The organism is Koromonas soli, from assembly GCF_059726265.1.
Genome location: NZ_AP040872.1, coordinates 2399234 through 2424048 on the forward strand (window position 1 = coordinate 2399234; position 24815 = coordinate 2424048).

Below are 24815 nucleotides of genomic sequence, written 5' to 3' on the forward strand. Positions count from 1 at the left end.
ATCCTGAACCCAGTCGAAAGATCCCAGCCACCTTCCCAATCTTCAATCCCGCCCAGATTACCCACCTCCGCCGTGCCTTTCCTTTTAAGCTTCACGACATTACCCCACCAATCTCTCCTCCACAAACGCGCTTCTTTCGAAACCCGCTGCCGCCACCAGCGCCGTTACCCCACTGGCTGCGTAGATCATGGCAATCACCATGAACTGATAAATCGCCGTGTACGCCGGATCGCTCCCCGTCAGCAGCATCCCCGCCGCAAAACCCGGAATCCACACAATCCCCAGCGATCTCAGAGAATTTAAACTCGGGATCAGCGCCGCGCCCGTCGCGTTCTTCGCAAATGGCAGCGCCGCCACGCTCGACGTCGCACCCAGCGACAGCGCAGCCTCCACCCGCCCCGCATTCAATCTCAAATCGCTCGCATACCGCTCCAGCACCTGTGAACATGTATTCATCGAGTTCGCAATAATCATCGACCCAAGCGGCACCAGGGCCATGGATTTAAACGCAATCACCCGTGTCAGCGCCATCGTCGCAATCACCACCGCCGCGCCTGTCCCGATTGCTCGCAGACATAACCAGTACGTCTTCGCACCAGCGCCCAACGCGATTTTCGCGCGCATTCTCTGTTGTGCCATCCGCGCCGCCGTCGCACACATCACCGCCAGCGCCGGAATGCTCCACCAAGCCGCGCCCTTCAGCAGCCATACGAGAACTAACCCGATTGCGAGCATCTGCAACAACCCGCGCACCAGCGCCGCCCCGGTCTCCCCAGCCAACTCCAATTTGCGCAACTGGCCCAGCAACGCCACGCCCATCGCCAGCGCACACACCACAAGGGCCTGCCCCAGCCCAATCGCCACCTGCGAATGTATCCAGTGCTCCATCTATTCCTCCCCGCAACGAACCAAAGCACCGCGGGTGTCCCATCCTAAAACTCGCGCCCTTTGCGAGTTTAGGGTGGGGTAGTTGCTCTTGGTTGCCGTTGCCCTTGCTATTTCCCTTGCTGTTGCTGTTGCTCTTGCTCCTGTAGTTGCTTCTTTCTACCGTCCCCAGGAACTCCGCGAAAGACGTCAACCCACCACCGCCGCCTCTTCCCTCAACACTCCCTCTCTCATCACCAGAGTCCTCTTCCCCAACCTGTCCGCTTGGGCCGCGTCATGAGTCACCATCAGACATGCGCCTTTCACTTTTCCAATCGCCGCCTGCAGAGCCGCTTCCACCACTCGTTTCGCATCTTCATCCAGTGCCGACGTCGGCTCATCCAGCAGCAGAACCAGAGGACGATTCGCCAGTGTCCGTGCAATCGACACCCGCTGCGCCTCGCCTCCCGAAAGTCCCGCCACATCGCGTGCGCCATATCCGCCGAGCGCCACGGTTTCCAGCAATTCCTCAACTTCGGATTCACTCATCGCTTCACCAAGCAATGACGGACCATAGCGTACGTTGTCGCTCACCTTCCCCGGAAACAGATATGCCTGCTGCATCACCATTCCCACCCGACGTCGCAGCTCGTGAACATCCATCGCGCTCGCGTCCACGCCTTCCAGCAGCAAGCGTCCAGAGCTCAGCGGATCCAGCCTGTTCAGCAGTCGCAGCACGCTCGACTTCCCTGCTCCGCTCGGCCCTGTAATCGCCACCACCTCGCCCGCCTGCACCGTGAAACTTGCTTCGCGAACGATTACCTTTCCCGTCACTTCTCTCCTCAGCTTCTCCGCCCGCAACAGGACCGACCTATCCTCCATCGCTTTCTCCGTCAATCTCTTCTCTGCAGCAGAGTCTTAATGTACGCTTTCAGGTTCCAATCTCGTGGGGAGAATCATGGAATCCACCTCTCATCGCATCCTTGCCTTCTCTGTCCTCGCCGCCGCCCTTGCGCTTGTCTTCATCGCTTCAGCCCAGCAGCCCAAGCCCGCAACCGGAACGGCCCAGCCCAAACTCGCCGAAAACGTTTACAAAAACATCAAGTCTTTCAAGGGACGTCCCGCCTCCGAGCTCATCCCAACCATGCAGTTCATCTCCAGCTCTCTCGGAGTGGACTGCAGTTTCTGCCACGACGTTAAAGCCTTCGATAAGGACACAAAAGAAGAAAAGCGCACCGCTCGCGAGATGATTGCCATGCAGCAGTCCATCAATCGCACACATTTTAAAGGCGAGCGTGAAGTCACCTGCAACACCTGCCATCATGGCGAAATGCATCCTGCCGCTGCACCAGCCCTACCCGAACTCAACGCTCCCATTCCCACGGCGGTTGCGGCACACGAGCACGGGCATCCTGAGACTCCTCCCCCCTCGCCCACCGAGTTCCTCAATGCTTATCTCCAGGCCGTCGGAGGCGAAGCCGCTCTCGCGAAAGTGACGTCTCTCACTTTCCATGCGACCGTGAATTTCGGTGCCGGCCCTGTCCTCCAGTACGAGAGCTACACTCGCTCCACCGGACAGCGCGCCACCGTCCTCAAAATTCCGCAAGGCCAGGCTCTGACTTGCTACGATGGTCGATCCGGCTCGCTCATCTATCCCGGACGTCATCCGCGCCCCATGAGCCCCGGCGAAATCGAAGCCATTCGCGTCGAAGCCGACCTGCTCTTCCCGCTTAATTTCAAGCAGCGATATTCGCAGTTCCGCGTCGGCCATCCTGAAAACATCAACGGCACACAGGCACAGGTCCTCACCGCCGTCCGCCCCGGACACCCTCCCGTGCGCCTCTACTTTGATCCCGGCACGCATCTGCTCTTGCGCGTTCTCTACTATGCTGAAACCCCTCTTGGGCGCAATCCCACTCGTGTCGACGTCGTTCACTACTCGCAATTCCAAGGCCTCCAGCTACCCTCCGAGTGGATCGTCACACTCCCCTCCTCCCGCGCCACCTACAAGCTCGAGAACACCGATGCTTCCCCAATCGACGACTCCCGCTTCCAACCGCCGTCCTCCGCGCGCGAGTCGGAATGAGTCGCATAATGTCGTCCCGGACAGGTTCGCATTTCACATCGCACAATTTCGCGAACCTTGCGCAACATGTTCCTTACAGCTTTCGCTGCGTTCCACTCATCTAAGGCTGTCGCAGCAGATTCTTGAAAGCACTCCGGTGAGCTATGGAAAAGATTCGCAAATCAGATGAGGAATGGCGTCGTTCACTCACGTCCGAGCAATATCGCATCCTGCGCGAAAAAGGCACTGAAAGGGCTTTCACCGGCCAATACACCGACACGGACACGCCTGGTGTTTATCTCTGTGCCGCTTGCGGACTCGAGCTGTTTCCATCAGAAACCAAGTTCCACTCCGGCTGCGGCTGGCCCAGTTTTTATGATCCACTCAACAAGGAAAACATCGAGGAGCACGAAGACCGCAGCCACGGCATGGTCCGCACCGAGATCACCTGTGCCCGCTGCGGAGGTCACCTCGGCCACGTCTTCCCCGACGGTCCACGTCCCACCGGGATGCGGTATTGCATCAACTCCGCCTCTCTCCGGCTCAACAAAACAAACAACGGCAACAACTCTGCCCAATAAGCCTGAACTCTGTTTGGCCCAGATATGCCTTCCCTTCGGCATATCTGGGGTACGCACCTTTCTTCCGCACTAAACTGATACTTATTCCAAAAAGAACTTAGTCGTCCTCGCTGGATGAGTCATTGCGACTTTCACCGGCAGGGGTTGTTCACACGCAAGGAATCCAGCTCTTGTGATAAATTCACTCGCATGAACGATTGCCTCTTTTGTCAGATCATCGCCGGCAAAATTCCCTCAAAAAAGGTCTATGAAGACGAAAAGGTCTTCGCGTTTGAGGACATAAAGCCAGTTGCACCGACGCACGTTCTCATTATCCCTAAACGCCACTTTGCAGGCCTCAAAGAAGCCACGCCCTCCGACGCCGAAATGATCGGCTACTGCCATCTTGTCGCTGCCAACATCGCCCGAGAACGTAACATCGAAGACGGCTATCGCACCGTACTAAACGTCGGTCCACGAAGCGGCCAGTCCGTGTTCCACCTGCACCTCCACCTCCTCGGTGGACGCGACCTCGCCTGGCCTCCCGGCTAGTCGTAATTTTCAGTTGGAATTATTCCCGCGCGTGCCCAATGACCTGCCGTTAAGCAATCAGCTTCGGGTGCACCCGCCTTGTACTCGCTTGCGAGTACAAGGCGGGGTAGTGTGACTTTGCTCTTGCCTTTGCCCTGCCTCTGCCGTGAGCGTCAGCACCTACGCCGCTCTGACCGTTCTCGCGTCATAGAACGATCTTCGCCACACCACCGTAAGCAGAGCCAGCGCCGGGACCGTCCTCACAAAGTCATCCACTGCTTCTCGCACGTCGCGTGCCTGATCCGGAGTCAGATCGCTCAGCATTGCTGTGTGATCGCCCACCGGAATGCCGTGCAGCAATGATTTTGCGCGGTTTGCCACGGCCTCACTTGCCATTTGGAATTGCTTATCTGCCAGCACGGTTTTCGAGTCCACCCACGCCGACGCAAGATAGCTTGGGAAAGGCGATAGCGCGCGGAACAGGCTCATCACTCGCTTCGTCTTCATCGTGCGTCGAATGTCGGCATAGATCAGCCACACTCTCAGGTTGGCATCGCGTTCGTTGGGTATGTGCAGTGTGATCAGTCGCGAAAGCGCAGGATACTGCTTCCCCGAACTGATCCTTCCTTTCTGTCCGCCATGGAAGCCCTGCTGCATTAGTTGTGCGAATAGCAAGAGGCGGGGTAGCGTTCGTACGAAGATTCCCACCACTCCGGCGAGCACTGGCATGTCGTCCGTGGCAATCTTTTGTTCAGCCAGCATTCGCTCCTGATCGCGCAATTTCCATCCGCCGGACATCGCTTGCGTGCGCACAAAATCATCTAGCGCGAGCGAGGCTGCATAGAATTCGCGTGAAGCGGCGATCGGCCCCAGGTCGCGCCACATTCGCTTCATATAGGGCGGCACGACCGCGAGCATTTTGAAGAGACTTGGTACAAAAGGAAGGTCGAAATTTGTCCGAATCTCCGCATACATCCTGCGTAGCTCCGGCCCGACTTCGTTTTCTTCATAAACGCGGGAGAAAGGCATCGGAAATAGCGCCGTGTGCACGCGCGCTCTCTCCCGTTTTGATACATGAATGTTGCGGCTGGTTGCCGCTCAGCAACGTCCGTCCCGGCTTAGTATTCCTGAAGCTCGGCTTCGCTCGTGGCGTGACGACGTAGCAGTTGCGGCAAGTTCTGCGAAAACGCCGAACGCGGCAACACCATATCGCATCCCGCTTCCTGGGCCTTCATCTTCAGCTCGCCCTGCAAGTGCGACAGGAATCCGATAATGTTCGTTTCCTTCTTGAATTTCGACTTCAGCTTCGGAATGACGCTCAACGGCTTCAGCGTGTGATGGTTCAGGTCGATGATGATCAGCGACGGCTTTTCTTCACTCTTCGCTGCCTGCTCCACAACTTCCTTGTCGCTCTTGACGAAATTCACCTTCACATTCAGCTTACGAGCCGTTTCCTGAATTTTCGCCATGAAGAAGAGGTCATCGACAAACGCAAAGATCGGACGCGACACAGAGTTCTCTCCTACAGGAACAGCCTCGTAGCCCAATTTTCCGTGGTTTCCGTCGTTCTGCAACGTGCGGTACGAGTGATCCATCGGGGCGCTGTAGATGCTGGCGTCAGGAGTTTTCTGATTCACCACCGAGCGGAAGACGCGCTTGCTGCCCATGCCATTTCCGTTGGCGTTTCCGTTGGGTTCAGCAAAGTGCTTGTGTGTTTGCGGCTTGGATTTGAACTGTCTTTTCACTGCTGGCTTTCCCTGGTGCACCGGCTTGCGAGAAGCATGAGGCTGTCCCTGGTTGGACTGCCCCGATTCACCCTGGGCCGGGTTTGCATTCTGCTGTGCGTTCGGTGCTCCCGCACCTTGACCACCACGGCGCCCGCGGCGCCGCTTGCGTCCTCTCCCGCCATTGGTAGCAGGATGGTTCGATCCACTATTCATATTTTCAGGTTCTCTAGTTTTTCAGCTTCGATTGATCCGCGGCTACATTGCGGATGTGGGACCTGGCGCCATTTGGATGTCTTGTATTTCTAAGTATTGCGGCTATGGCTTGGAACAGCGGCCGCGAGCCCGAGATTAAGTTACTTAACCCGGAAAGGATACCCGATACTACTCAATGCTCCTTAGACTGGGCAAGCCGAATATTGCGCTCGGCTGTGAATATTGGCTCGGATATCAGCCAACTACTTTAAAGATGCTAAATTCACCACGCGCGACGCTAAGGAACTGAAATTGTTATCGGTTTCCGAATATCTTCGCGCTAACAACATACCAACCACTCTACCGGGGTGGGAGTGGTGGGCGCTGTAGGATTCGAACCTACGACTTCCACCGTGTGAAGGTGACACTCTACCGCTGAGTTAAGCGCCCTTACTGCTCACTCGGATTGTAGCAAACCCGCCGGATTTGGCAAAACCGCCCCTGTGAGTTTCTCAGGGCACGTTTCTTTCCATTCGGGCATAATAAGCCCAGTAGCAACGAATCGCATGTTCTGGAACCGCGACAAACCCAAGAACCCGGCAGCTGAAGACCCGGTACCTGAATCCGAAGATACCCCGCAACTTTCGGAGCCGCCTAGTGTTCCAAATGACATGAGTAGCATGGCCATTGGCGGTGCTTATCCAACCTCGGGCAACATCCGTGAAGGGCAGCAGCTTCGTTACAGCGACCCAGCTTCCCTGTCTCAGATGGAAGATGCCCAGGTCATGCTCAGAGTTCGAGACGGTGATGATGCCGCCTTTAACTACCTCGTCGATCGCTATCGCAAAGCAATGATCGGCTTTATGTACCGCATGGTGCATAATGCCGCCATCGCCGAAGAGCTAGCCCAGGAGGTCTTCCTGCGGGTCTATCGCTCGCGTGCCAGCTACACGGCCGACGCCAAGTTCACGACCTGGCTATACCGGATCGCTACCAACTTGGCCGTGAATCATGCGCGCGACAACAAGAACGAGCGCCCCGAAGTGAAAGCCAGCTTGGACGAGACTGACGAGGACACGGGTCTCTCCATCGACGTGGCTGATAGTCGTCCTAACGTCGAACAGGACATCATGCGCCAGGAACGCCTGCGGGCGATCCGCAAACACGTCGAGGCATTGCCGGAGCGCCAACGGCTTGCCGTGATGATGCACAAGTACCAGGAAATGGATTACCGGCAGATTGCCGAGGTCTTGCACCTCAGCGAATCTGCCACGAAGAGTCTTCTCTTCCGCGCCTATGAAACGCTACGCGAAAGCTTGAAAGATTTCGTATAGAGGCCGCCATGAATTGCAGAAGTATTCACGATCAACTGCCAGACGTCGCACTGGGCACAACCCCGGCGCCGCCTGAAGTCGAAGCTCATCTCGCCACCTGCCGCGAGTGTGCCGACACGCTCGATGCGATGCGCTCGACGATGCATCTGCTCGATGAGTGGGAAGCGCCTGAGCCGTCCCCATTCTGGGATGTCCGTATGCAGGCACGGTTCCGCGAAGAGCAGCAGAAAGCATCGTCCCCCGGGTTGTTGCATTGGTTCCGTCGGCCTGCGCTCAGCATGGCTGCTGCTTTGAGCCTCGTGCTCGGCATCGGCCTATACCAGGCGGGACGCTTTATGCACAATAGCCAGAGTGCGCCGTCCTCGGCTACGGTTCAGAAGATCGTGCCAACCGGGACCGCCGTGGCCGACTTGCAGTTCCTTGATAATCATTCAGATCTTTTGCAGAACTTCGACGCTCTCGACGATCTCGACGGCGACGACGATGCAGATACAAACAATTAGTCGAAAGAAAGCTGACGTCATGCGCACCAGGTTTGTCTCCATAGCTCTGCTTACCCTCGCCGCCGCCGCACCCTTAGCGGCGCAGCAGTGGCGTCAGCAGACCGGTGTGCCCAGAGACCATAGTCCGGCGCAGTACAGCCAGCGACCTCAGCCCGCAGACCGAGCACCCTCTCAGCCGCAGTACCAGCAGCGCTCGCAGCCGGCGTATCGGGAGCCCGCACGTCCGCAGTACAACCAGCCAGCGTATCGGGAACCCTCGCGGGGGCAATACGCTTCGCCCGCGTACCGCGACTATGGACAGCGGCCTCAGTCCCATACGCAGTACGTCCAGCGCGACGACCGCACACGCACGGCGCAACCGCAAGACCGTGGCTATCGTCCGGGCATGCAGCCTGCGCGGCCCGCTGCACGTCCTCCGATGAGATACAACGCGGCTCCGGGAACGGCCGTCGCACCACAGCAGCACAGCCAGGGTCCCATTCGTGAGGCCTATCAGTCCCAGCCTCCGCGCAATGAGTCGCAATCCAACGTTCCACGTCCGCCCGCGTCGGCTCCGCGGCAGGTCATTCGCGGACAGGGGCCGCACAACGGCGATTGGCTGCGCAACAGCATGCGCCTGCCTCCTCAGGAGCAGCAGAAGGCTCTGGAGCAGGATCAGCACTTCCGCCAGCTTCCGCCGCAGCGGCAGCAGCAGCTCCGCAACCAGTTGCAGAACTTCAACTCCATGCCGCCGCAGCAGCGCCAGCGCGTGCTCAACCGCATGGAGATGATCGAGCACCTGCGTCCCGAGCAGCAGCGCCAAGCCCAGACGCTATACGGACAGTTCCGCTCGCTCAACCCTGAGCGTAAGGACGCCATGCGCCGCACTCTTCGCCAGATGCGCGGAATGCCTCCCGACGCCCGTGATCGAATGCTGAACTCACCCGACGTCCAGTCGCAATACACGCAGCAGGAGATCCAGATGCTGCGCGGCTTCAACGGCCTTGGCTTCGTCGGATCCGACCACTGATCTACGAGAAAGCGCGTCCCGCAGGACGCGCTTCGTGTTCTACTTCGAATTTCCCTATCCCTTGAAATAATTCTTCGCCAGGAACAGCACATTTGCGGGACGCTCTGCCAGCCGCCGCATGAAGTAGGGGTACCACTCGGTGCCGAAGGGGATGTAGCACCGCACGCCCCAGCCTTCCCGGGCGAGGCTTTCCTGCAGGTCGCGGCGGACGCCGTGCAGCATCTGGAACTCGAAGGCAGACTTGGGTATGCCTTCCTTAATCGTCCATTCCTTGATGGTGTTGATGATGAATTCGTCATGGGTGGCGAGTCCGTGGAAGACGCCACTGCGGATGATTTGCTTGGCTACCCGGATGTAGTTGGCATCCACGTCATGCTTGCTGGGGTAGGCGATCGCAGGAGGCTCCTTGTAAGCGCCCTTGCAGAGCCGGATGCGAATTCCTTCCGAGCACAGCAGCTTGGCGTCCTCGGCGGTGCGGTAGAAATAGGCCTGCAACACGGTGCCGATGTGGCCTGCGGCGTTCGGACGGCGATGCAGTTCGCGGACGAAGTCCAGCGTGCGCTGCGTGTAGGCCGAGCCTTCCATATCGACACGGATGAAGCTGTTGATGGCAATGGCGTGCTCGAGCAGCTCGATTACGGTGTCGCGCGCCATGCGCTCATCGACGTCGAGTCCCATGTGGGTAAGCTTCAGGCTGACGTTGGCGTCAAGGTTGCGCTTCTCGATCTCATCCAGGAGCTGGTGGTAGAGCGCCTTGCTGTGCAGCGCCTCTTCGCGGTTGGTGACGTTCTCGCCCAGGTTATCGACAGTCACCCTCACGCCGACGCGATTCATGGCGATGGTTGCGTCAATCAGCTCATCGACGGTCATGCCCGCGACGAAGCGCTTGGAAACTTTCTGCCCGAAAGCTGAATTTTCTGCTATTGAGCGAATGCCCTTGCTCTCCGACATCGCTATGAAAAAGGAACGCAGCATCCTGCTCCCTCCGGCCCGCATTCTTATGAATTCGATTCATCGTGACAGCCCGAACCGCGCCCAAACTCCCAGGCGCGCAGTCTTCTGGATCACGGTGACTCTGCTACGTATCATAACTCCGGCCAAAGCCGAAGGATGCGGAAATCCGCCAGTATTAGGCGATAACCGGATCAGATTTCAGGGGTTTCGGCAGTACTTCGGGTCGGCGCTCTTTACAGTCCTGCTCGTCACAAAGCCCGCAATCATCGTCGCAGAACTTATCGCGATTGTCGGTGCTTCCGATCACGTCATTGAACACCTCTTCGTCGTCAGTCCCTATGGAGCCGATCTGCTCGGCCTCATCGGACGGAAGAGGTTCGAGGTTCCGCAGGTTGGAGGTGGCGAGTTGGAGCGAATAGAGCAGGAGTCCTGCACGCTTGTTGTCGATTCGGCGGTCGAGGATGGCTTGCATGATCTCCTGCAAGGAGATCTGAACGGCGTTGGCATCTTCGAGCAGCGGCAGTTCGAGCCCGGAGTTCGCTTCCATGGTAAGCGGTCCGCCGATTCGTTCGTGACGGCGATGGCGAGCGCGAGCCTTGTGATGCCAATAACAGAATTGCGAGTCGCGCATGGGTATGGCGTTGCAGATTTCTCCGTTGGTGAGGACGTGAGCGCAGTTCTTCTTCTTATTCCGCATAACAGAACACCGCGCACGATGGCGCGGTGGGTACCCCCCTATATTTCTTGGTAAAAATTTGAAAACAGAGTAGATAGAACGATTTTTCAGCGGCAGCACCATGGATGCGGCCGCACCCGTGAGAACTGCCCTAAGTTCAGGATAGCAAGTTGGAGGGGTGAAACCCTCACCTATGAAGTGAACTTAATGTGCTTTGTATTCAGTTAGATGCGTAAAAAAATCAACGATAGAGGGCTTGACAAGGGGCAGAAAAGGGGCAATTCGGCTCGAAAACGAGCGACTTTGGTGCGATTCAGTGCCAAAAATCGGGACTTTGGGGAGCGGTTGGGATGACTAAATCGGGGCGGATGTATTGAACAAAGAGTAAGCGCGGGTCTGAAAATTGCCAACGCAATCAATGGCGAAGTGCGACTGGGCTGCATTGGCTAACTCGTAAACACCGAGGCCTTATGAAGGTTCCTTATGCCGAAGGTGGCACACAATGGGTCGGGGTCCTTCGCTTCGCTCAGGATGACACCCCAAGATCCAAATACAACAGCACCAGCCTTTAGCTCGGGGCGAACTCGGCGGCGTATTGATCCGTCGAGTGTGCGCGCACGATGCGGCACTTCTGGAACAGGTTCTGGCCGCCTTCGATGTAGTGCATGGCGATGGTTACAGGTGTTCCGGGCGTAAAGCGCTCGATGCTGGCGAAGAATACTCCGCCACGGCTCATATTGAGCACATCGACCACGATCGCTGATTGTGATGTGCGGATGCAGGCCTTCACATTGCGGCACGGAATGCGCGGATGCCGCCGCCGCTCATGCTGCTGCGCATCCGTGTGTGCATTCGAGGAACTAATCAGGTAGTGGTCCGATCCGGTAACGATGTCGTCGGAGATGCGTCCGGAGTAGTTAGAACTCGATTTTGGTTTGTCCCACATTTCGCAACGCCCCTTCAGGTGATTTCGACAGAGGCCCTGAAACTGTGGAGAGATGGTACTTCGGAATGCGCCGCGATGAAGCAGAGAAGATGAGGAAGGTATCTGAGTAGGCATCAGGGACTTCGTGTTCAAGTCCACTTCTGAGTGCAGGCAGTCTGCTATCCCACATTCGCCAAAAGAAGGCGGATGTGGGCCGCCAACGGCCGAATTTGGGTCACCGGGATTAGCGGGCGCGGGCGAGGACGACGGTCATGTCGTCGGGCTGCTCTTCCCCGCCGATCCAGTCGGTAACGGCCGCAAGAATCGCGTCGGAGATGCGCGGCAGTGGCAGGTCGCGGTTCTCGTGTACGATCTGCGCCATGCGCTCGTGTCCGAACTCGCCGAAGTCGTTCTCCGGCTCGGTAATGCCGTCACTGTAGCAGACGACGATGTCGCCCGGATTGAGCGTGACGCGTTCCTCGGGATATGCCATGTCACCAAACAGTCCTACGACGGTACCGCCCTGATCGAGCAGGCGGATGGAGCCATTGGCGCAGATGATGATGGGCGGCAGGTGTCCGGCATTGGAATACGTGAGCTGGCGCCTCTGCTGGTCGTAGAAGCCGAGGAACATGGTGGCGTACTTCTGCGCCGGGGTGTTGCGGTAGAGCTGCTGATTGAGCAGCGCGAGCACGGTGGCCGGCGACGGACAGCAATCGGCGTCGGCACTCGGGATGAGCAGGGCGCGGCTGCCCTGCGCCGCGGCGAGCGCGGGTACCTGCTCGGCCATGGTATGGGCGCGGACGAAGGCGTGGACGGTGGCCATCATGAGCGCCGCCGAGATGCCCTTACCGCTGATGTCTCCGACGGCGAGGCCGACCGCGTTAGGACCGACAGGCAGGAAGTCGTAGTAGTCTCCGCTGACGGTGCGGGCAGGACGGCAGATGCCATGAAGCTCGAGACCATCAAGGTCGGCGGCATCGCGCGGGAAAAGAAGATCCTGCACTTCCTTGGCAATCGACAGCTCGCTCTCAATGCGCTGCTTCTCCTTCTGCTCGGCAAGCAGTTTCTGGAGCGACTCGGTCATGGAGTTGAAGGAGGATTCGAGCGAAGCGAGCTGGTCGCTGGAACTGACGCGGATGCGGTGGGAGAAATTGCCTTCGTTGACGTGCTGGGTGGCGTCGTACAGCTTGGCGACCGACGAAGTCATGGTGCGCGTGAGGCGCACGCCGATTATGAGCGCCACGATCTCAATCAGGGCGAAGATGACGGCAATAGCCGCAAGCACGACGAGGATGGCGTTGGTCATGTCGCCAAGGGTGCGGAACAGCCGGTTGTAGAGCAGCGATGGCCGGGTGCGCACGGTGAGCAACATGTCGGTGGGGAGGCCCGTTTGCCAATGGACGGCGCGCATGGTGGCGAAGGGCGCGATCTCGAAATCCATTGTGGAAGCGGCGGCGGGCATGAGTCCGGCGGTGACCTTGGGGGCCTTGGGTGCGTTCGCGTCCTTGTCGCCAAACAGGGTGATGACTCCCATGTTGGAGACGAGTGATTCAAGATGCTGGGAGTCGAGAGGAAGGCTGGAGACGAGCACCAGTTCCTCTCCGTCGCCGAGCGGTGCACGGGTTACGGCGCGGAGGTAGAGCTCGCCATCGTCCACGATGAGAACGCTCTCGGGAATATCGGGCGACGGCGGTGAAGGAGGATTGTGCCGCCCATCGCCAATGAGCGTTGTGGCTTGGCCGTCATGGTAGGCCGTGACCTGACGTCCGGGAAACGGCTCATTGCTGATGGAGAGCTGGTCGGGGTCGAGAGTATGGCTGCGGCGCAGTAAGGCCGCGGCCTGGGCGGTGAGAGTGCGGTTGGCACTCTCGAGACGCCTGAGCTCGCTGCGTACGTCGGTGGTGACGACGAAGGTGGAGAACTGCCCGGCAAAGAGGTATCCGGCCACGATGGCCATGGTGGCGAGCAGGATGAGCGGAATGACTCCGATGAAGACGTAGGTGACGATGAGTCGGTTGCGCAGCCTCCACATGAAACGCTGGCGGAAGGCACGATAGCCAAGCAGCAGCAACATGCCGACGAGCAGCAGGATGGTGAGGCGGTAGGAGACGCCGTATCCGTGAACTCCGACCAGAGTCCAAGCGCCAAGGAGCACGGCTACGGCGGCACAGGCGCGGGCAAGGCGCGAAGTGGGGACGAGGCCATGATGGCGCAAGGTATGCTCTACGGATTGGAAAGAAGATTCACTCATCGTCAGACTGCCGCATTATAGCTGTAAGCGGGAAAGCAGTTTGCCTGCCCGGTCATTTACAATCCTGCCGTGCGGGATTTTTGCTCCAAATCGACTCTGTTCAAGACACTGGTAGTCCATACGCTGATGTGTGCGGCGGCGGTTCCGTTGGCAGCACAGGATTCGAAGGCAGCACAGGAAAAGCCCAAGTTCCAGGTGAACTTTGTAAATAGCTGCCGCCCGACGCAGGGCGACCTGGAGGAGATGGGACGAGCTCTGGCGAGGATCAAGGAACGCCCAGTGTTCTCATCCGACTTTGAGATCGCACGTGGAGTGACTACGCTGACCGAGGAAGAGGAACGCGCGGCGGGAGCTCCGGCGGGGACCGGAAAAACGCCTTCGAACTGGGTGCGGATTCGGAAGGAATTCCCGGACAAGGCTGCGCTGAGGACAGCGCAATACTCGCTGAGTGTGGATGGAAAGACTGCAAGCGAGGTGCTGGCGCTGCATTTGCGCGAGAGCAAAACGGCGAATGGCAACGATGTGCTGCAGGTGGTGATTGCAGATGCGGTGGTAGGGGCTCCGGGCGAGGTGGTCAAAACGGACACTCCGGCGGATCGCATTCGGGTGGAACGCTTTGGAAAACCTTCGCTGGTGCTGGCACGATGCGCAGGGGTGGACCAGTCCGCCTATGAAGCGACATTTGCTGTGGCGAATGAAATTTTCAGGAAGTACCGCGGAGCGATGGGCGTGAAGAGCTTGATTCCAGCTGAGTTGTCGCGCTTGCCGCGGAGCAAAGAATCAAAACCCGCCGCGGGGAATCATTAAGAAAGATTGTGAGAGGACGATGACAGAAGAAATTCGCAATGTGGTGATTCTTGGATCTGGATGCTCGGGATTGACGGCGGCAATCTATGCGGCGCGCGCAAACCTGAAGCCACTGGTGCTGGAAGGTCATGAGCCGGGAGGCCAGCTATCGATGACAACGCTGGTAGAGAACTTTCCCGGCTGGCCGGATGGAATTCATGGGCCGGAACTGATCGAGAACATGCGCAAGCAGGCAGAGCGGTTCGGGACGGAATTCAAGCTGGGGCACGTGGATGCCGTGTCGGCGACGGAGCGCCCGTTTGTGCTGACGGTGGGCAAAGAACAGATCAAGACTCGCACGATTATCGTGGCAAGCGGCGCAAGCGCGCGCTGGCTGGGGCTTCCAAGCGAGCAGGCGCTGATTGGTCATGGCGTGTCATCGTGCGCGACTTGCGATGGATTCTTCTTCAGCGGCAAAGAGATTACGGTGATCGGCGGCGGTGACTCGGCAATGGAAGAGGCACTGTTTCTGACGCGCTTCGCAAGCCGGGTGACGTTGATCCATCGTCGTGACGCGTTCCGGGCCAGCAAGATTATGCTCGATCGCGCAAAGGCGCATGACAAGATTCACTTCATGACAGATACGGTGGTCGAAGAAGTAATGGACGTAAACGCAAAAGAAGTCACGGCGTTGAAGCTGCGCAACCTGGTCACAGGGAAAGTTTGGGATTTTCCTACAAGCGCGATGTTCCTCGGCATTGGGCATACGCCGAACGCCTCGATGTTTAAAGGCATTCTGGAGACCGATGCCGACGGTTATTTGAAGACTCGCGACTACGTTCACACAGGCGTGCCGGGGATTTATGCGTCCGGCGACGTGGCGGACAGGCGCTATCGGCAGGCGATTACGGCCGCAGGGACTGGCTGCATGGCGGCACTCGAGGTGGAGAAGTATCTGGAAGAGATAGGAAGGTAAGACGCCTCTCAGAGCGTACAGCGCAAGGCAGGAGGCGCTCCCCACATCCTGCTAGCCTCACATATGCCGAAGGATGGCATATGTGAGGCTTTCCTCTACTCCACATAGCAAAGAAAAAACATCAGCACATGCCGCACGGTACTGCTCGCGCAGAAGATCCCAGAGTTGGAAAAACGCCAACTCTGGGCCACCCTGGATGAAGATTTCTTCGCCTACACCTGCTCGAGTTGGGCGGTGAAGTGGCGCAGGAAGGGCGGTTCGTAGGTGAGGCGGAGGCCGCGGATTCGGTCACGGTTGTGCCACACCTCGGTGATGACTTCGATGACGTAGTCGATGTGGCTCTGGGTGTAGGTGCGCCGTGGAATGGCGAGGCGGACGAGATCCATTTTGGCAACTTTGCCGAACATGAGTGAGCCGATCTCGACGGAGCGGATTCCGCCCTCAAGGTAGAGTTCCGCGGCGAGCGCTACTCCGGGAAACTGCTCGAGCGGGATGTGCGGAACGAAGGCGCGAGCATCGAGGTAAACGGCGTGGCCTCCGGGCGGCAGCACGAGAGGAATTCCCTGCTCGGCGAGGTGGTTGCCGAGGTATGCGGTGGAGGCGATGCGGTAGCGGAGATAGTCTTCATCGACTGCTTCCTGCAAGCCGACGGCGATGGCTTCGAGGTCGCGTCCCGCGAGGCCGCCGTATGTTGGATAGCCTTCGGTTAGGATGAGCAAATCTTTTTCCTGCTGCGCCAGAAGGTCGTCATTGGTGCAGAGGAAGCCACCGATGTTGGCCATGCCGTCTTTCTTGGCACTCATGGTGCAGCCATCACCGAGGGAGAACATTTCCTGCGCGATCTGCTTGGGAGATTTGTCTTCGTAGCCGGGTTCGCGCAGCTTGATGAAATACGAGTTTTCGGCAAAACGGCAGGCGTCGAAGTACAGAGGAATGCGGTGCTTGCGGCAGACGGCACTGACGGCGCGGGCGTTGGCCATGGAGACCGGCTGGCCTCCGCCGGAGTTGTTGGTAATGGTGAGCATGACGAGCGGAATGCGCTCGCGACCAACGCGTGCGATGGTTTCCTCGAGGGCAGCGACGTCCATATTGCCCTTGAACGGATGAATGAGTCCGGGCTGCTTGCCTTCCGGGATGACGAGATCGAGCGCTTCGGCGCCGACGGTTTCCACGTTGGCGCGGGTGGTGTCGAAGTGGGTGTTGTTGGGAACGACATCGCCGCGCTTGAGAATGGTGCTGAAGAGAATGCGTTCGGCGGCGCGTCCCTGATGGGTGGGGATCACGTGCTTATAGCCGAAGATGCTTTGCACCGAGTCGCGAAACCGTATGTAGCTGCGGCTGCCGGCGTAGCTTTCGTCGCCTTCCTGGATGGCTCCCCACTGATAGGTGGACATGGCTCCGGTGCCGGAGTCGGTGAGCAGATCGATGAGCACATCGTCGGCTGGCAATAGAAACAGGTTGTAATGCGCGGCGCGCAGGAAACGCTCGCGATCTTCACGCTGAGTCCAGTGGATGGGTTCGACACTCTTAATGCGGAACGGCTCGATGATGGTGCGAATGGGCATGGGATGTCCTTTTAAGCAAACTGGACATTTTAGTGCGGGGAAGGAAGATCGGGAAAGAACTCTGGAAGCCCGGGCAGGACGAGAATCCACAAAACAAAAAGCCCGTGGGATTGGATCCACGGGCCAAGGTCGATGTAAAACGCTATTCCTTGAAATCGAAATTGATGACGCAGAAGTCGCCTTCGAACTTTGCCTGCTTTACGGCTTGTTGAGCGGCAGAAGCAAGGACAGGATTTCCGCCCAGCACTTTGGCCTCACGCACACTGCCCGTGGACGTGAGCTGAAGCTGGAGACGCACAGTTCCGGTGATCTTCATCTTGCGGGCCACGTCAGGGTAAACGACCTTGAGCGGTCCGCTCTTGCTTCTGCAGACTGGTTCCTCTGCAAAGGCCGAGGCCGAGAAGAGGACCAGGGCAGCAGTGAAAATTAACGCAGCTACGCGACTTGAAAACAGTTTCTTTGGATGTGCCATGGCCTATGCCTGGAAAAGTAAGTTGCTGATCTATGTTACTGATCCAGAGCTGAATGGGAGTAGTTACTTTGGGACGTGCACTAACGAGGTTGATTCCCCGCAAAGGCATGCCCCCGTTGTCGCGGTCAGAGTTGCGATGAAATCAGCGCATGATACTGCTCCTCGCTGAGCGGAACGACTGAAAGGCGTCCCTGCCGCAGGAGAGGCGAGTCGGCAAACAATGGGCTCTGCTTGATGTGGGCCAGGGCGGCAGGATGCTTGATGGCCACGCCAGCCTTGATCTTCACCACTGGAAGCTTTGGATCGGAGGCATCAACGGAGAGCACGGATGCGGTGCCTACGGCCTGCCGCTCGTCTCCAGTGTGGTAGATGATGAGCTTGTCTCCCTTGCTCATCTCACGCAGATGTTTGACGGCTGCGGGGTTGCTGACACCATCCCAGATGGTTTCCTTTTCCTGCTGGAGCTGCTGAAAGGAATAGACGTCGGGTTCGGTCTTGAGCAGATAAAACATAGCCTGCATTTGTAGCACAGGTGAGGCGGATTGCGCTCAGTTCCGGAGCCGCCCGATTGCTACTGTATGGCGGTTTTCGGTGTCGAGACTTGGAGCAGCAACTTTTGTAGCTGCGGAGTCAGGGCCTGAACCTGATCTTCGAGGAGCCGCCATTCACGTTTCGCCTCGCGCTTGCGTCCGCAGCGAACCGCAGCATCGAGCGCCTCGGCCGTCATGGAAACCGTGCCAAAGCCAAAAATCATGAGGCTGTTGCGCAGTTGCTGCACGGCGTGATCGGTAGCAGGGTGTGTGCAGCTCTCGATGGTAGATCGCACGGCCTGCATGTGCCGAGGCAGCTCGCAAAGAAAGCGGGTGCAGAGCTGGATGAGTAGTTCAGGATCTCCTCCGGTGTGGGCGAAGAGGTGGTCGCAATCGAGAGTAATGGAGTCGGTTGTGGCGGCTTGCACTCGGGTCAGCTTGGAGAAATTCTCATTCATGGCGCTTTCTGCCTCAATTGGTGTTATCGGCAGAACAGGTTGAGATCTGAAGTGAGTTCCGGGCGAAAAGAGCTTAGTTTTCGCGGGTGCGCAACTTTTGATATTGAGCTGAGTTCATGTATGCAACTTCGGATTTTCCGAGGCTTATTTCAGAGAGAGCTCTTGGAGGTAGCGCGACCGAGGGAGTAGTATTTTGGCAACGGCCCTAAGGGCCTCACTGGGGTGAAACCGATTTCCAGGAAGTGAACTTAAGGTGGAGAGGGTATCTGTCTCTCTATCCGCGAAGGTTTTGCCTGTAAACACAGCAAGGCCGGGTTAGCCGGCTATTTCGAATCACTAGGAGACGAATCAGTGAAACGCTTTATGACGATCACCGCAATGCTGGCTCTGAGCACCGGAATGATGTTTGCTCAGGATGGCGCAACGCTGTTCAAGAAGTGTGCCATGTGCCACGGCGCCAATGGCGAAGGCAAGTCGGCCCCGGCCATCAAGGGCAAGGACGTGACTGGCGTTCTGACCAATGGCGGCAAGAAGGCTCCCCACGCCAGCAAGTACGCTGGTCTGACTGACGACCAGATCAAGACGGTCGCAGAGTACGTTAAGAACCTGAAGTAGTAATTCATTCGCGCTTCGTCCCAGGCCAGCCACTCATCGGCTGGCCTTCCTATTTTCGGTGAGCAGAAGTCAGAGGCAAAAAAAGCCGGCATCGCTGCCGGCTAATCGTCACCTCAGGAAACGAACTTACTGCATCCGCACCCTGCGGCTGCGCTGCTGAAGCAAGGATGGAGGAACGCCAAACTTGGCGCGGAACAAATTGGAGAACGTGGGAGCACTGTGGTATCCGACAGCACGGCAAATGGCGGAAACCGGAGTGTCGGTGGTCTCAAGCAGCTTGTGAGCCATCTGCATGCGGCGGTCGGCTAGAGCACGCAAAGGCGTGATGCCATAGACCTGGCTGAATACACGATGGAAATGATGCGGCGACATGCAAGCGACGCGAGCAATCTTCTCGAGACAGAGCTCTTCGTTGTATGCGTCCTGAATGTAAACGTACGCACGCTGGATGCGTCGATAGAGCTCGGCACGCGTTCCGGGACGCACGCTGTCGATGGACTCGATCTGCCGGCTGGCGGCGCTATACACAAGCACAACGCATTCGGCGACGGCACGGAACTTATCGGCAACGCTTTCAAAGCTGTCGCCACGCAGACAGGCACTGCTCAAAGACCGGAGCTTGGGGCCAATCTCAAAAGCTGTCTCGTGCTGAATGCATTCCGGGAAGCGCACGACGATGCCATCACGATCCATGTCGAGCGATGCGGTGAGCGGCGCACTGAAACTGCGCGCGATCTCCGACATGTACTTCTGCTCGAAGACGAGAGAGACGGCCCGAGGAGTTGTGTTGGGCTCGACACTGATCTCGCCGCGCTGGCCTTCATTGAGCACAAGGAAAGTCGTGGGGGAAATCTCGTAGTGGCCGCGGTCAGTGCGAATCTTGAAACGATCCTGCAGCGAATACCGCAACGAGAGCGGGCTGACAAACGAATGTGTACCCGGGCGCAGAAGTCCGCTGGCGAAAAGGTTTTTACCGACCACGGTCTGGTCGGTCACCTTTCTGGCCTCGCGATCTTCTACACAAACCATGTTCAAATCGTTCATCTGCAATGCTTCGACTTCAAGTCCGTTCAACATTCTGCTACTCCCAGGCTTAGTGATCTTGGTGATCATGTTCCCTACCCATTGGATTGCCGCGAGACTTTCTCAAAGTTCCCGGAAGATCGAAAAATCGTATTTCTTTACAAAGTCTTTACAAATCCGGGAAATTGTTAACCGAAACGAACTGTAAAAGCTCGCGCAACTCTACAGAAAACCACCGCAAACAACGCAAACACAGAGCCGGCGAAAAAGTCGCTGCAAAAAAGACGGGAAAAACAGAGCTAAGTTTACGGGCCGCCCGTTTCAATACGGCGCGGCCCAGAAAAATTCCGGTACTCAAGCGCTTACATCAGTGGCCCACGTGGACTTCGCCAGCCTTTGGCTTACGAGCCAACAAAACCAGCGGCATCACAGCCAGAGTGACAAAAGCCATGATGAGAATTGTGTCGCGATACGACAGCACCGCTGCTTGCTGCTGCAATGTGCCGTAGATCGCTCCGTAGGCGCGCTGCATGGAACCTGGTCCGGACCCCATGCGGGACGCATACATCCCACTCATACTCCTGAGCATGTCCTGCATGTGAAGATTGTTTGCTGTGTGGGAGGCGAGATTGGACTGATGGACCTGCATCCGTCGAGCAAGCATGGTCACAACAAATGAGATTCCAAAGCTGCCGCCAAGGTTGCGCATGAGATTGATCATGGCCGAGATTTGATTGTTCTGCTCCTGCGGCACTCCCATGTAAGAAATCGTATTGATGGGGATGAAGAGGAACGCCAATCCAATCGACTGATAGACGCGGTACATCATGGCAGTCTTGAAATCAACGCCAAGGTACAGCGAACTCATGTGAAACATAGACACGGCCAACGCGATGAATCCGATTGTGATGAGTTTGCGCGGATCGACGCGCGATACGAGCACGCCAACGATCGGCATCATTGCCATGACGACCAGACCACCGGGAGATAGAGCCATTCCGGCAAGCTGCGCGGTGTATCCCATCACAGTTTGCAGGAACTGCGGAATGAGCACGGTGGTGCCGTAGAGCACAGCTCCGAGAGCAAACATGAGCAGATTACTGACGGCGAAGCTGCGATTTTTGAGCAGGCGCAGATTGAGAATCGGATGCTGCTCGCGCCACTCCCAGACGACGAATGTAACAAGGGCAATCACGGTGAGAGCGGTGAAGAGCTGGATGAAGTGAGAAGACAGCCAGTCTTCACGCTCGCCCTTGTCGAGCACCACCTGCAAGGCTCCGAGGCCAACAGAAATCAACGCAAGGCCCATGTAATCGACAGGCGAGTGCTTGGCACGCTCGCGCGCATCGTCGATCCACGGTGGGTCTTCCACCATTCGCGATGACAAGAATAGAGACAGTATTCCTATGGGCACGTTGATGAAAAAGATCCAGTGCCAGGAATAGTTGTCGGTGAGATAGCCTCCGAGCGTTGGACCGATGGCGGGCGCGAGGACCACGGCCATGCCGTACATGGCGAATCCCATGCCTCGCTGTTCGGGCACAAACGTATCGGCAAGAATCGCCTGCTCGCTCGGTCCGAGACCTCCGCCGCCAGCGCCTTGCAAGATGCGGAAGAAGATCAACATCGGCAGCGATGTGGAGAGTCCGCACAGCAACGAGCTGAGTGTGAACAGTAGGACGCAAGTCATGTAAAAACGCTTGCGGCCCATGCGATCACTGGCCCAGGCGGAGATAGGAAGCACGATGGCATTGGAGACCAGATAACTGGTCAGCACCCACGTGGATTCATCCTGTCCGGCTGAAAGCGACCCAGCAATGTGTGGCAGTGCAACGTTTGCAATGGATGTGTCCAACACCTCCATGAACGTGGCGAGCGTTACCGTCATCGCCACAGCCCATGGATTGTGACTGGGGCGCCATCGGGGGCTGGCGCCTGCCGTCGCTACTTCACTCAACGAACTCGCACCTCGGGAACCACTGAGAGCCCTGGACGCAAACGATCATCGCGATTGAAATCGGGCTTGTTTCTATCATCAAAGTCGAGACGCACAGGAACACGCTGAACCACTTTCACGTAGTTTCCGGTGGCATTTTCAGGGGGGAGGAGACTGAACTTCGCTCCGGTTGCGCCGCCAACACTGGTGACATGCGCGTGGAATTTCTGGCCTCCGAGTGCATCGACACTGACCTCAACGGGCTGGCCGGGACGCATGTGCTCGAGCTGAGTTTCCTTGAAATTCGCGGTGACCCAGATGTCGTTGAGCGGCACGATGGAAAGCATTTCCTGACCAACCTGAACGTTCTGTCCGACCTGCGCATTGCGGTTGCCGACTACGCCGTCGACGGGCGCAACGATCTTGGTATAGCCAAGATTGAGTTCAGCCTGCTGAAGTGCGGCGTTGGCGCGAGCAGCCTGCGCTTCACCGGCGCGGGCGCGTGCCTGCGTAACGGAAATCTGCTTGGGCGTGACCTTGGCATTGGAGAGGTTCGCGTTGGCTTGCGAGAGTCGCGCCTTGGCCTGATTGACGACTTCCTGTGCGGAACGCACGCTAGCCTCGACGGCCGTTACAGTGGCATTCGCAGAGGTGGCGGCAGCAACAGCCTGATCATATTGCTGCTGAGAAATTTCTTTTTTGGACACGAGCTGCTGATAACGCTGCAAATCGGCATTGGCGGTCTTCGCGTTGGCCTGGGCCTGCACAAGGCGGGCTTGCGCTTCTTCGACCTGTTTGGTGGCTCCGGAGATAGCTGCCTGCGCGTTCAGAACATCGGCCTGCGCGGAGCTGATCTGGCTGCTTGAACCTACCTGCGAAATCGGCACGTTGAAACGCGCAGCTTCAGAGCCGGCAACGGCGTCCATGTAGTCGGCACGGGCGCGCTCAACTGCCACCTGATAGTCGCGATCATCGATTTCGACGAGTACGGTGCCGGCCTTTACAAACTGTCCCTCTTCCACGTTGACCTTGGTGACGTGGCCGCTGACGCGAGCGCTGATGGGATAGATGTAGCCATCAATCTGCGCATCGTCGGTGCTCTCAAACTTGCGGCTGTGCCACCAATAGACGAGCGCTCCGATCACGGCCACTACGACCACGACGCGAAGCACCGTGGAGAGCCACGGCTTGCGCTCAAAAAGTCCTGCTTTCCGCTCGGCCTCAGCCGGTGGGTTCTGTTGTTCGATCGCCATTCAATTTCTCCGAAAAATGCATTTAGAACGGGCGGCCATGTGGCGCCGCAGTCAATTTCGAGTTACTTCACTGGAGCCGGGTTTGGCTGCGCTGCTCCGGGAGCAGGGTTGCTATCGCTGAGCACCTGGCGCAACGTCTGCTCGGCTGCGCCCATGGCGCGCGCAAGCAGCACCTTGGCAATGTTGTGCGAATAAAGGCTGCTGATGTACTGCTGATTGGCCGTGGCCAGCGCTTCCTGGGCCTGGATGACTTCAATGTTGTTGGTAACGCCAGCGGAGAAGCGATCTTGCGATTGCGTTAACGTCTGCTGTGCGTAGTCAAGCGTGGCCCTTGCCACCTCTACCTGCTCGGCGGCGGCGTTTACATCGAGAATGGCGTTGGCCACATCTTGCTCGATGCGTCCCTTGAGATCGTTGCGCTGCGCCCGGCGCTGCTGCAAAACAGCTTCGGCCTGGCGAATATCAGCCTCGATCTTGCCACCCTCGAAGATGGGAATACGCACCCCGGCGCTCACTGTCCATGTGGAGAAAGCGTTGCTTGGCCGCGTGCCGATGGCACCGTAGTCACCGTTGATGCCGAGCGACGGAAGCCGTTCGGCTTCGGCAGCTTTCTTCTGCAACTCGGCGGCCTTCACTTGCTGATCAGCAGCAAGGAAATCAGGACGTGCAGCAAGCGCGCGTTGGAGAGCACCTTCCTCGGAGAGCGCGGGGAGCGGCTTGTATGGAACACGGCTCACAAGCGCAATCTGCTGATGCACGGGAAGCCCGAGAACACGCAACAAGGTGATGCGCTGCTTTGCGAGATTGTTATTCGCCTCGATGAGATTCTGGCGCCGCACCTGTAGTTCGACGCGCGAGCGAAGTGTATCCACGTTCGGGCTGAGTCCGGCGTTCTCACGATCGGTGGCAAGCTGGAACAGGGCTTCGGCGGTCTTGAGTTCCGCGGTAGAAGCCTCGACCTGGCTCTCAGCAGCAATAACAAGCAAGTAACTGGCAGCGACGGCCAGGGTGACCGTCTCCTTGGCGGAGGTGAAGTTGTACCCTGCTGCACGCACGTTGGCGCTGGCGGCACGAGTGTTCTGAATATGATTGAAATCGATCAGGTTCTCGGTCATCGAAATACGCGCGTCGGAGTTGCTGAAACGGACGGCCGGAGCGATGTTGATTCCCGGAATCGAAAGGTTAAAACCCTCCGCCTGAAGGTTTGCCTTGACATAGCTCTCACGCAGACTGCCATCGAGGTGAGGCATTAAGTTGCTCAGTTCGCGAAGACGCGCGGCCTTGGCTTGCTCGGTGGCCTGTCCGCTGAGCACGATTCCCAGGTTGTAGCGCAAGCCGCGATTGATAGCGTCTTCGACGGAAAGGTTGAGCACGCCGGGCTGAAGTTTCTCTTCGGAAACGCTGCCTGAAAAAGGGCTCTGATTGCCAGACGCCAGCAACTGATCGAGGGATTGTGGGACGTTGAGAGAGGAAGCGCCACCGCTAAGTTGCTGAGCACCGGCGGGAAGGGACAAAAGCGAAATTAGCAGCCAGCCGTAAATTACTCTTGCGTGCATTATTGAATCTCCAACCGACTTCGACTATCCTAGAAAATCATACGCTTGATT

Annotated in this window: 25 protein-coding genes and 1 tRNA gene; 9 read left to right on the top strand and 17 right to left on the bottom strand. The window is 57.8% G+C overall.

What is annotated here, in order from left to right; all coding sequences use genetic code 11:
- Positions 1-99 precede the first annotated feature (99 nt).
- Positions 100-888 (bottom strand): ABC transporter permease, encoded by a 789-nt coding sequence (locus AC6IY8_RS10420; RefSeq protein ID WP_497774379.1) that lies wholly within the window; start codon positions 886-888, stop codon positions 100-102.
- 186 nt (positions 889-1074) lie between these two features.
- Positions 1075-1746, bottom strand: coding sequence for an ABC transporter ATP-binding protein (locus AC6IY8_RS10425; RefSeq protein ID WP_497774380.1), 672 nt, complete (start codon positions 1744-1746; stop codon positions 1075-1077).
- 76 nt (positions 1747-1822) lie between these two features.
- On the opposite strand from AC6IY8_RS10425, the gene AC6IY8_RS10430 reads away from it, so the two are divergent.
- The 3 genes from AC6IY8_RS10430 (at position 1823) to AC6IY8_RS10440 (ending at position 4041) form a co-directional block, all read left to right on the top strand.
- Positions 1823-2950 carry a c-type cytochrome gene (locus tag AC6IY8_RS10430; protein ID WP_497774381.1) on the top strand — a complete coding sequence of 376 codons (1128 nt, stop codon included), beginning with the start codon at positions 1823-1825 and terminating at the stop codon, positions 2948-2950.
- 143 nt (positions 2951-3093) lie between these two features.
- Positions 3094-3510 carry a peptide-methionine (R)-S-oxide reductase MsrB gene (gene msrB, locus AC6IY8_RS10435; RefSeq protein WP_497774382.1) on the top strand — a complete coding sequence of 139 codons (417 nt, stop codon included), beginning with the start codon at positions 3094-3096 and terminating at the stop codon, positions 3508-3510.
- 189 nt (positions 3511-3699) lie between these two features.
- The gene (locus tag AC6IY8_RS10440) at positions 3700-4041 is read left to right on the top strand and encodes a histidine triad nucleotide-binding protein (protein ID WP_497774383.1); all 342 of its coding nucleotides are present in this window, start codon (positions 3700-3702) and stop codon (positions 4039-4041) included.
- A 159-nt stretch (positions 4042-4200) separates the two neighbouring features.
- On the opposite strand, the gene AC6IY8_RS10445 is transcribed toward AC6IY8_RS10440, so the two are convergent.
- The 3 genes from AC6IY8_RS10445 to AC6IY8_RS10455 all read right to left on the bottom strand — a co-directional run bounded on the left by AC6IY8_RS10445 (position 4201) and on the right by AC6IY8_RS10455 (position 6389).
- The gene (locus AC6IY8_RS10445; RefSeq protein ID WP_497774385.1) at positions 4201-5070 is read right to left on the bottom strand and encodes a halocarboxylic acid dehydrogenase DehI family protein; all 870 of its coding nucleotides are present in this window, start codon (positions 5068-5070) and stop codon (positions 4201-4203) included.
- Positions 5071-5138: 68 nt separating this feature from the next.
- Entirely contained in the window at positions 5139-5960 is an 822-nt protein-coding gene (locus AC6IY8_RS10450) for a hypothetical protein (RefSeq protein ID WP_497774386.1), read from the bottom strand.
- 354 nt (positions 5961-6314) lie between these two features.
- Positions 6315-6389, bottom strand: a tRNA-Val gene (locus tag AC6IY8_RS10455).
- Positions 6390-6619: 230 nt separating this feature from the next.
- Between AC6IY8_RS10455 and AC6IY8_RS10460 the strand changes: the two genes are divergently transcribed.
- The 3 genes from AC6IY8_RS10460 to AC6IY8_RS10470 are packed head-to-tail and all read left to right on the top strand — an operon-like array spanning position 6620 to position 8785.
- Positions 6620-7273, top strand: coding sequence for an RNA polymerase sigma factor (locus AC6IY8_RS10460; protein WP_497774388.1), 654 nt, complete (start codon positions 6620-6622; stop codon positions 7271-7273).
- 8 nt (positions 7274-7281) lie between these two features.
- On the top strand, positions 7282-7776 hold the full coding sequence (locus AC6IY8_RS10465) for a zf-HC2 domain-containing protein (protein ID WP_497774389.1): 495 nt from the start codon (positions 7282-7284) through the stop codon (positions 7774-7776).
- Positions 7777-7795: 19 nt separating this feature from the next.
- Positions 7796-8785 (top strand): DUF3106 domain-containing protein, encoded by a 990-nt coding sequence (locus AC6IY8_RS10470; protein ID WP_497774390.1) that lies wholly within the window; start codon positions 7796-7798, stop codon positions 8783-8785.
- 54 nt (positions 8786-8839) lie between these two features.
- On the opposite strand, the gene AC6IY8_RS10475 is transcribed toward AC6IY8_RS10470, so the two are convergent.
- The 4 genes from AC6IY8_RS10475 to AC6IY8_RS10490 form a co-directional block, all read right to left on the bottom strand.
- Positions 8840-9760 carry a proline dehydrogenase family protein gene (locus tag AC6IY8_RS10475; protein WP_497774391.1) on the bottom strand — a complete coding sequence of 307 codons (921 nt, stop codon included), beginning with the start codon at positions 9758-9760 and terminating at the stop codon, positions 8840-8842.
- A gap of 154 nt (positions 9761-9914) precedes the next feature.
- Complete coding sequence (locus AC6IY8_RS10480) at positions 9915-10436, bottom strand: hypothetical protein (RefSeq protein ID WP_497774392.1); 522 nt, start codon at positions 10434-10436, stop codon at positions 9915-9917.
- A gap of 547 nt (positions 10437-10983) precedes the next feature.
- On the bottom strand, positions 10984-11361 hold the full coding sequence (locus AC6IY8_RS10485) for a PilZ domain-containing protein (protein ID WP_497774393.1): 378 nt from the start codon (positions 11359-11361) through the stop codon (positions 10984-10986).
- A 223-nt stretch (positions 11362-11584) separates the two neighbouring features.
- Positions 11585-13594, bottom strand: a complete 2010-nt coding sequence (locus AC6IY8_RS10490; protein WP_497774394.1) for a PP2C family protein-serine/threonine phosphatase — start codon at positions 13592-13594, stop codon at positions 11585-11587.
- Positions 13595-13741: 147 nt separating this feature from the next.
- Here AC6IY8_RS10490 and AC6IY8_RS10495 point away from each other — a divergent pair, with 147 nt between their 5' ends.
- Together AC6IY8_RS10495 and trxB are read left to right on the top strand one after the other, a co-directional pair.
- Complete coding sequence (locus tag AC6IY8_RS10495; protein ID WP_497774396.1) at positions 13742-14401, top strand: hypothetical protein; 660 nt, start codon at positions 13742-13744, stop codon at positions 14399-14401.
- Positions 14402-14420: 19 nt separating this feature from the next.
- Positions 14421-15356: a thioredoxin-disulfide reductase gene (gene trxB / locus AC6IY8_RS10500; RefSeq protein WP_497774397.1), complete on the top strand. Its 936-nt coding sequence runs from the start codon at positions 14421-14423 to the stop codon at positions 15354-15356.
- 212 nt (positions 15357-15568) lie between these two features.
- Here trxB and AC6IY8_RS10505 read toward each other — a convergent pair whose 3' ends face one another.
- The 4 genes from AC6IY8_RS10505 to AC6IY8_RS10520 form a co-directional block, all read right to left on the bottom strand.
- Positions 15569-16921 (bottom strand): tryptophanase, encoded by a 1353-nt coding sequence (locus tag AC6IY8_RS10505; RefSeq protein ID WP_497774398.1) that lies wholly within the window; start codon positions 16919-16921, stop codon positions 15569-15571.
- A 142-nt stretch (positions 16922-17063) separates the two neighbouring features.
- A complete protein-coding gene (locus AC6IY8_RS10510) occupies positions 17064-17393 on the bottom strand; it encodes an energy transducer TonB (protein ID WP_497774399.1) in 330 nt (109 codons plus the stop codon).
- A 125-nt stretch (positions 17394-17518) separates the two neighbouring features.
- Positions 17519-17914 carry an EVE domain-containing protein gene (locus AC6IY8_RS10515; RefSeq protein WP_497774400.1) on the bottom strand — a complete coding sequence of 132 codons (396 nt, stop codon included), beginning with the start codon at positions 17912-17914 and terminating at the stop codon, positions 17519-17521.
- Positions 17915-17964: 50 nt separating this feature from the next.
- Positions 17965-18381, bottom strand: coding sequence for a hypothetical protein (locus AC6IY8_RS10520; RefSeq protein ID WP_497774401.1), 417 nt, complete (start codon positions 18379-18381; stop codon positions 17965-17967).
- Positions 18382-18732: 351 nt separating this feature from the next.
- On the opposite strand from AC6IY8_RS10520, the gene AC6IY8_RS10525 reads away from it, so the two are divergent.
- Complete coding sequence (locus tag AC6IY8_RS10525; RefSeq protein ID WP_497774402.1) at positions 18733-18996, top strand: c-type cytochrome; 264 nt, start codon at positions 18733-18735, stop codon at positions 18994-18996.
- A 126-nt stretch (positions 18997-19122) separates the two neighbouring features.
- On the opposite strand, the gene AC6IY8_RS10530 is transcribed toward AC6IY8_RS10525, so the two are convergent.
- The 4 genes from AC6IY8_RS10530 to AC6IY8_RS10545 form a co-directional block, all read right to left on the bottom strand.
- The gene (locus AC6IY8_RS10530) at positions 19123-20073 is read right to left on the bottom strand and encodes a helix-turn-helix domain-containing protein (protein ID WP_497774403.1); all 951 of its coding nucleotides are present in this window, start codon (positions 20071-20073) and stop codon (positions 19123-19125) included.
- Positions 20074-20386: 313 nt separating this feature from the next.
- Complete coding sequence (locus tag AC6IY8_RS10535) at positions 20387-21976, bottom strand: DHA2 family efflux MFS transporter permease subunit (RefSeq protein ID WP_497774404.1); 1590 nt, start codon at positions 21974-21976, stop codon at positions 20387-20389.
- Entirely contained in the window at positions 21973-23208 is a 1236-nt protein-coding gene (locus tag AC6IY8_RS10540; RefSeq protein ID WP_497774405.1) for an HlyD family secretion protein, read from the bottom strand. Before AC6IY8_RS10540 ends, AC6IY8_RS10535 begins: the two co-directional genes overlap by 4 nt.
- A gap of 62 nt (positions 23209-23270) precedes the next feature.
- Positions 23271-24764 carry a TolC family protein gene (locus AC6IY8_RS10545; RefSeq protein ID WP_497774406.1) on the bottom strand — a complete coding sequence of 498 codons (1494 nt, stop codon included), beginning with the start codon at positions 24762-24764 and terminating at the stop codon, positions 23271-23273.
- Positions 24765-24815 lie beyond the last annotated feature (51 nt).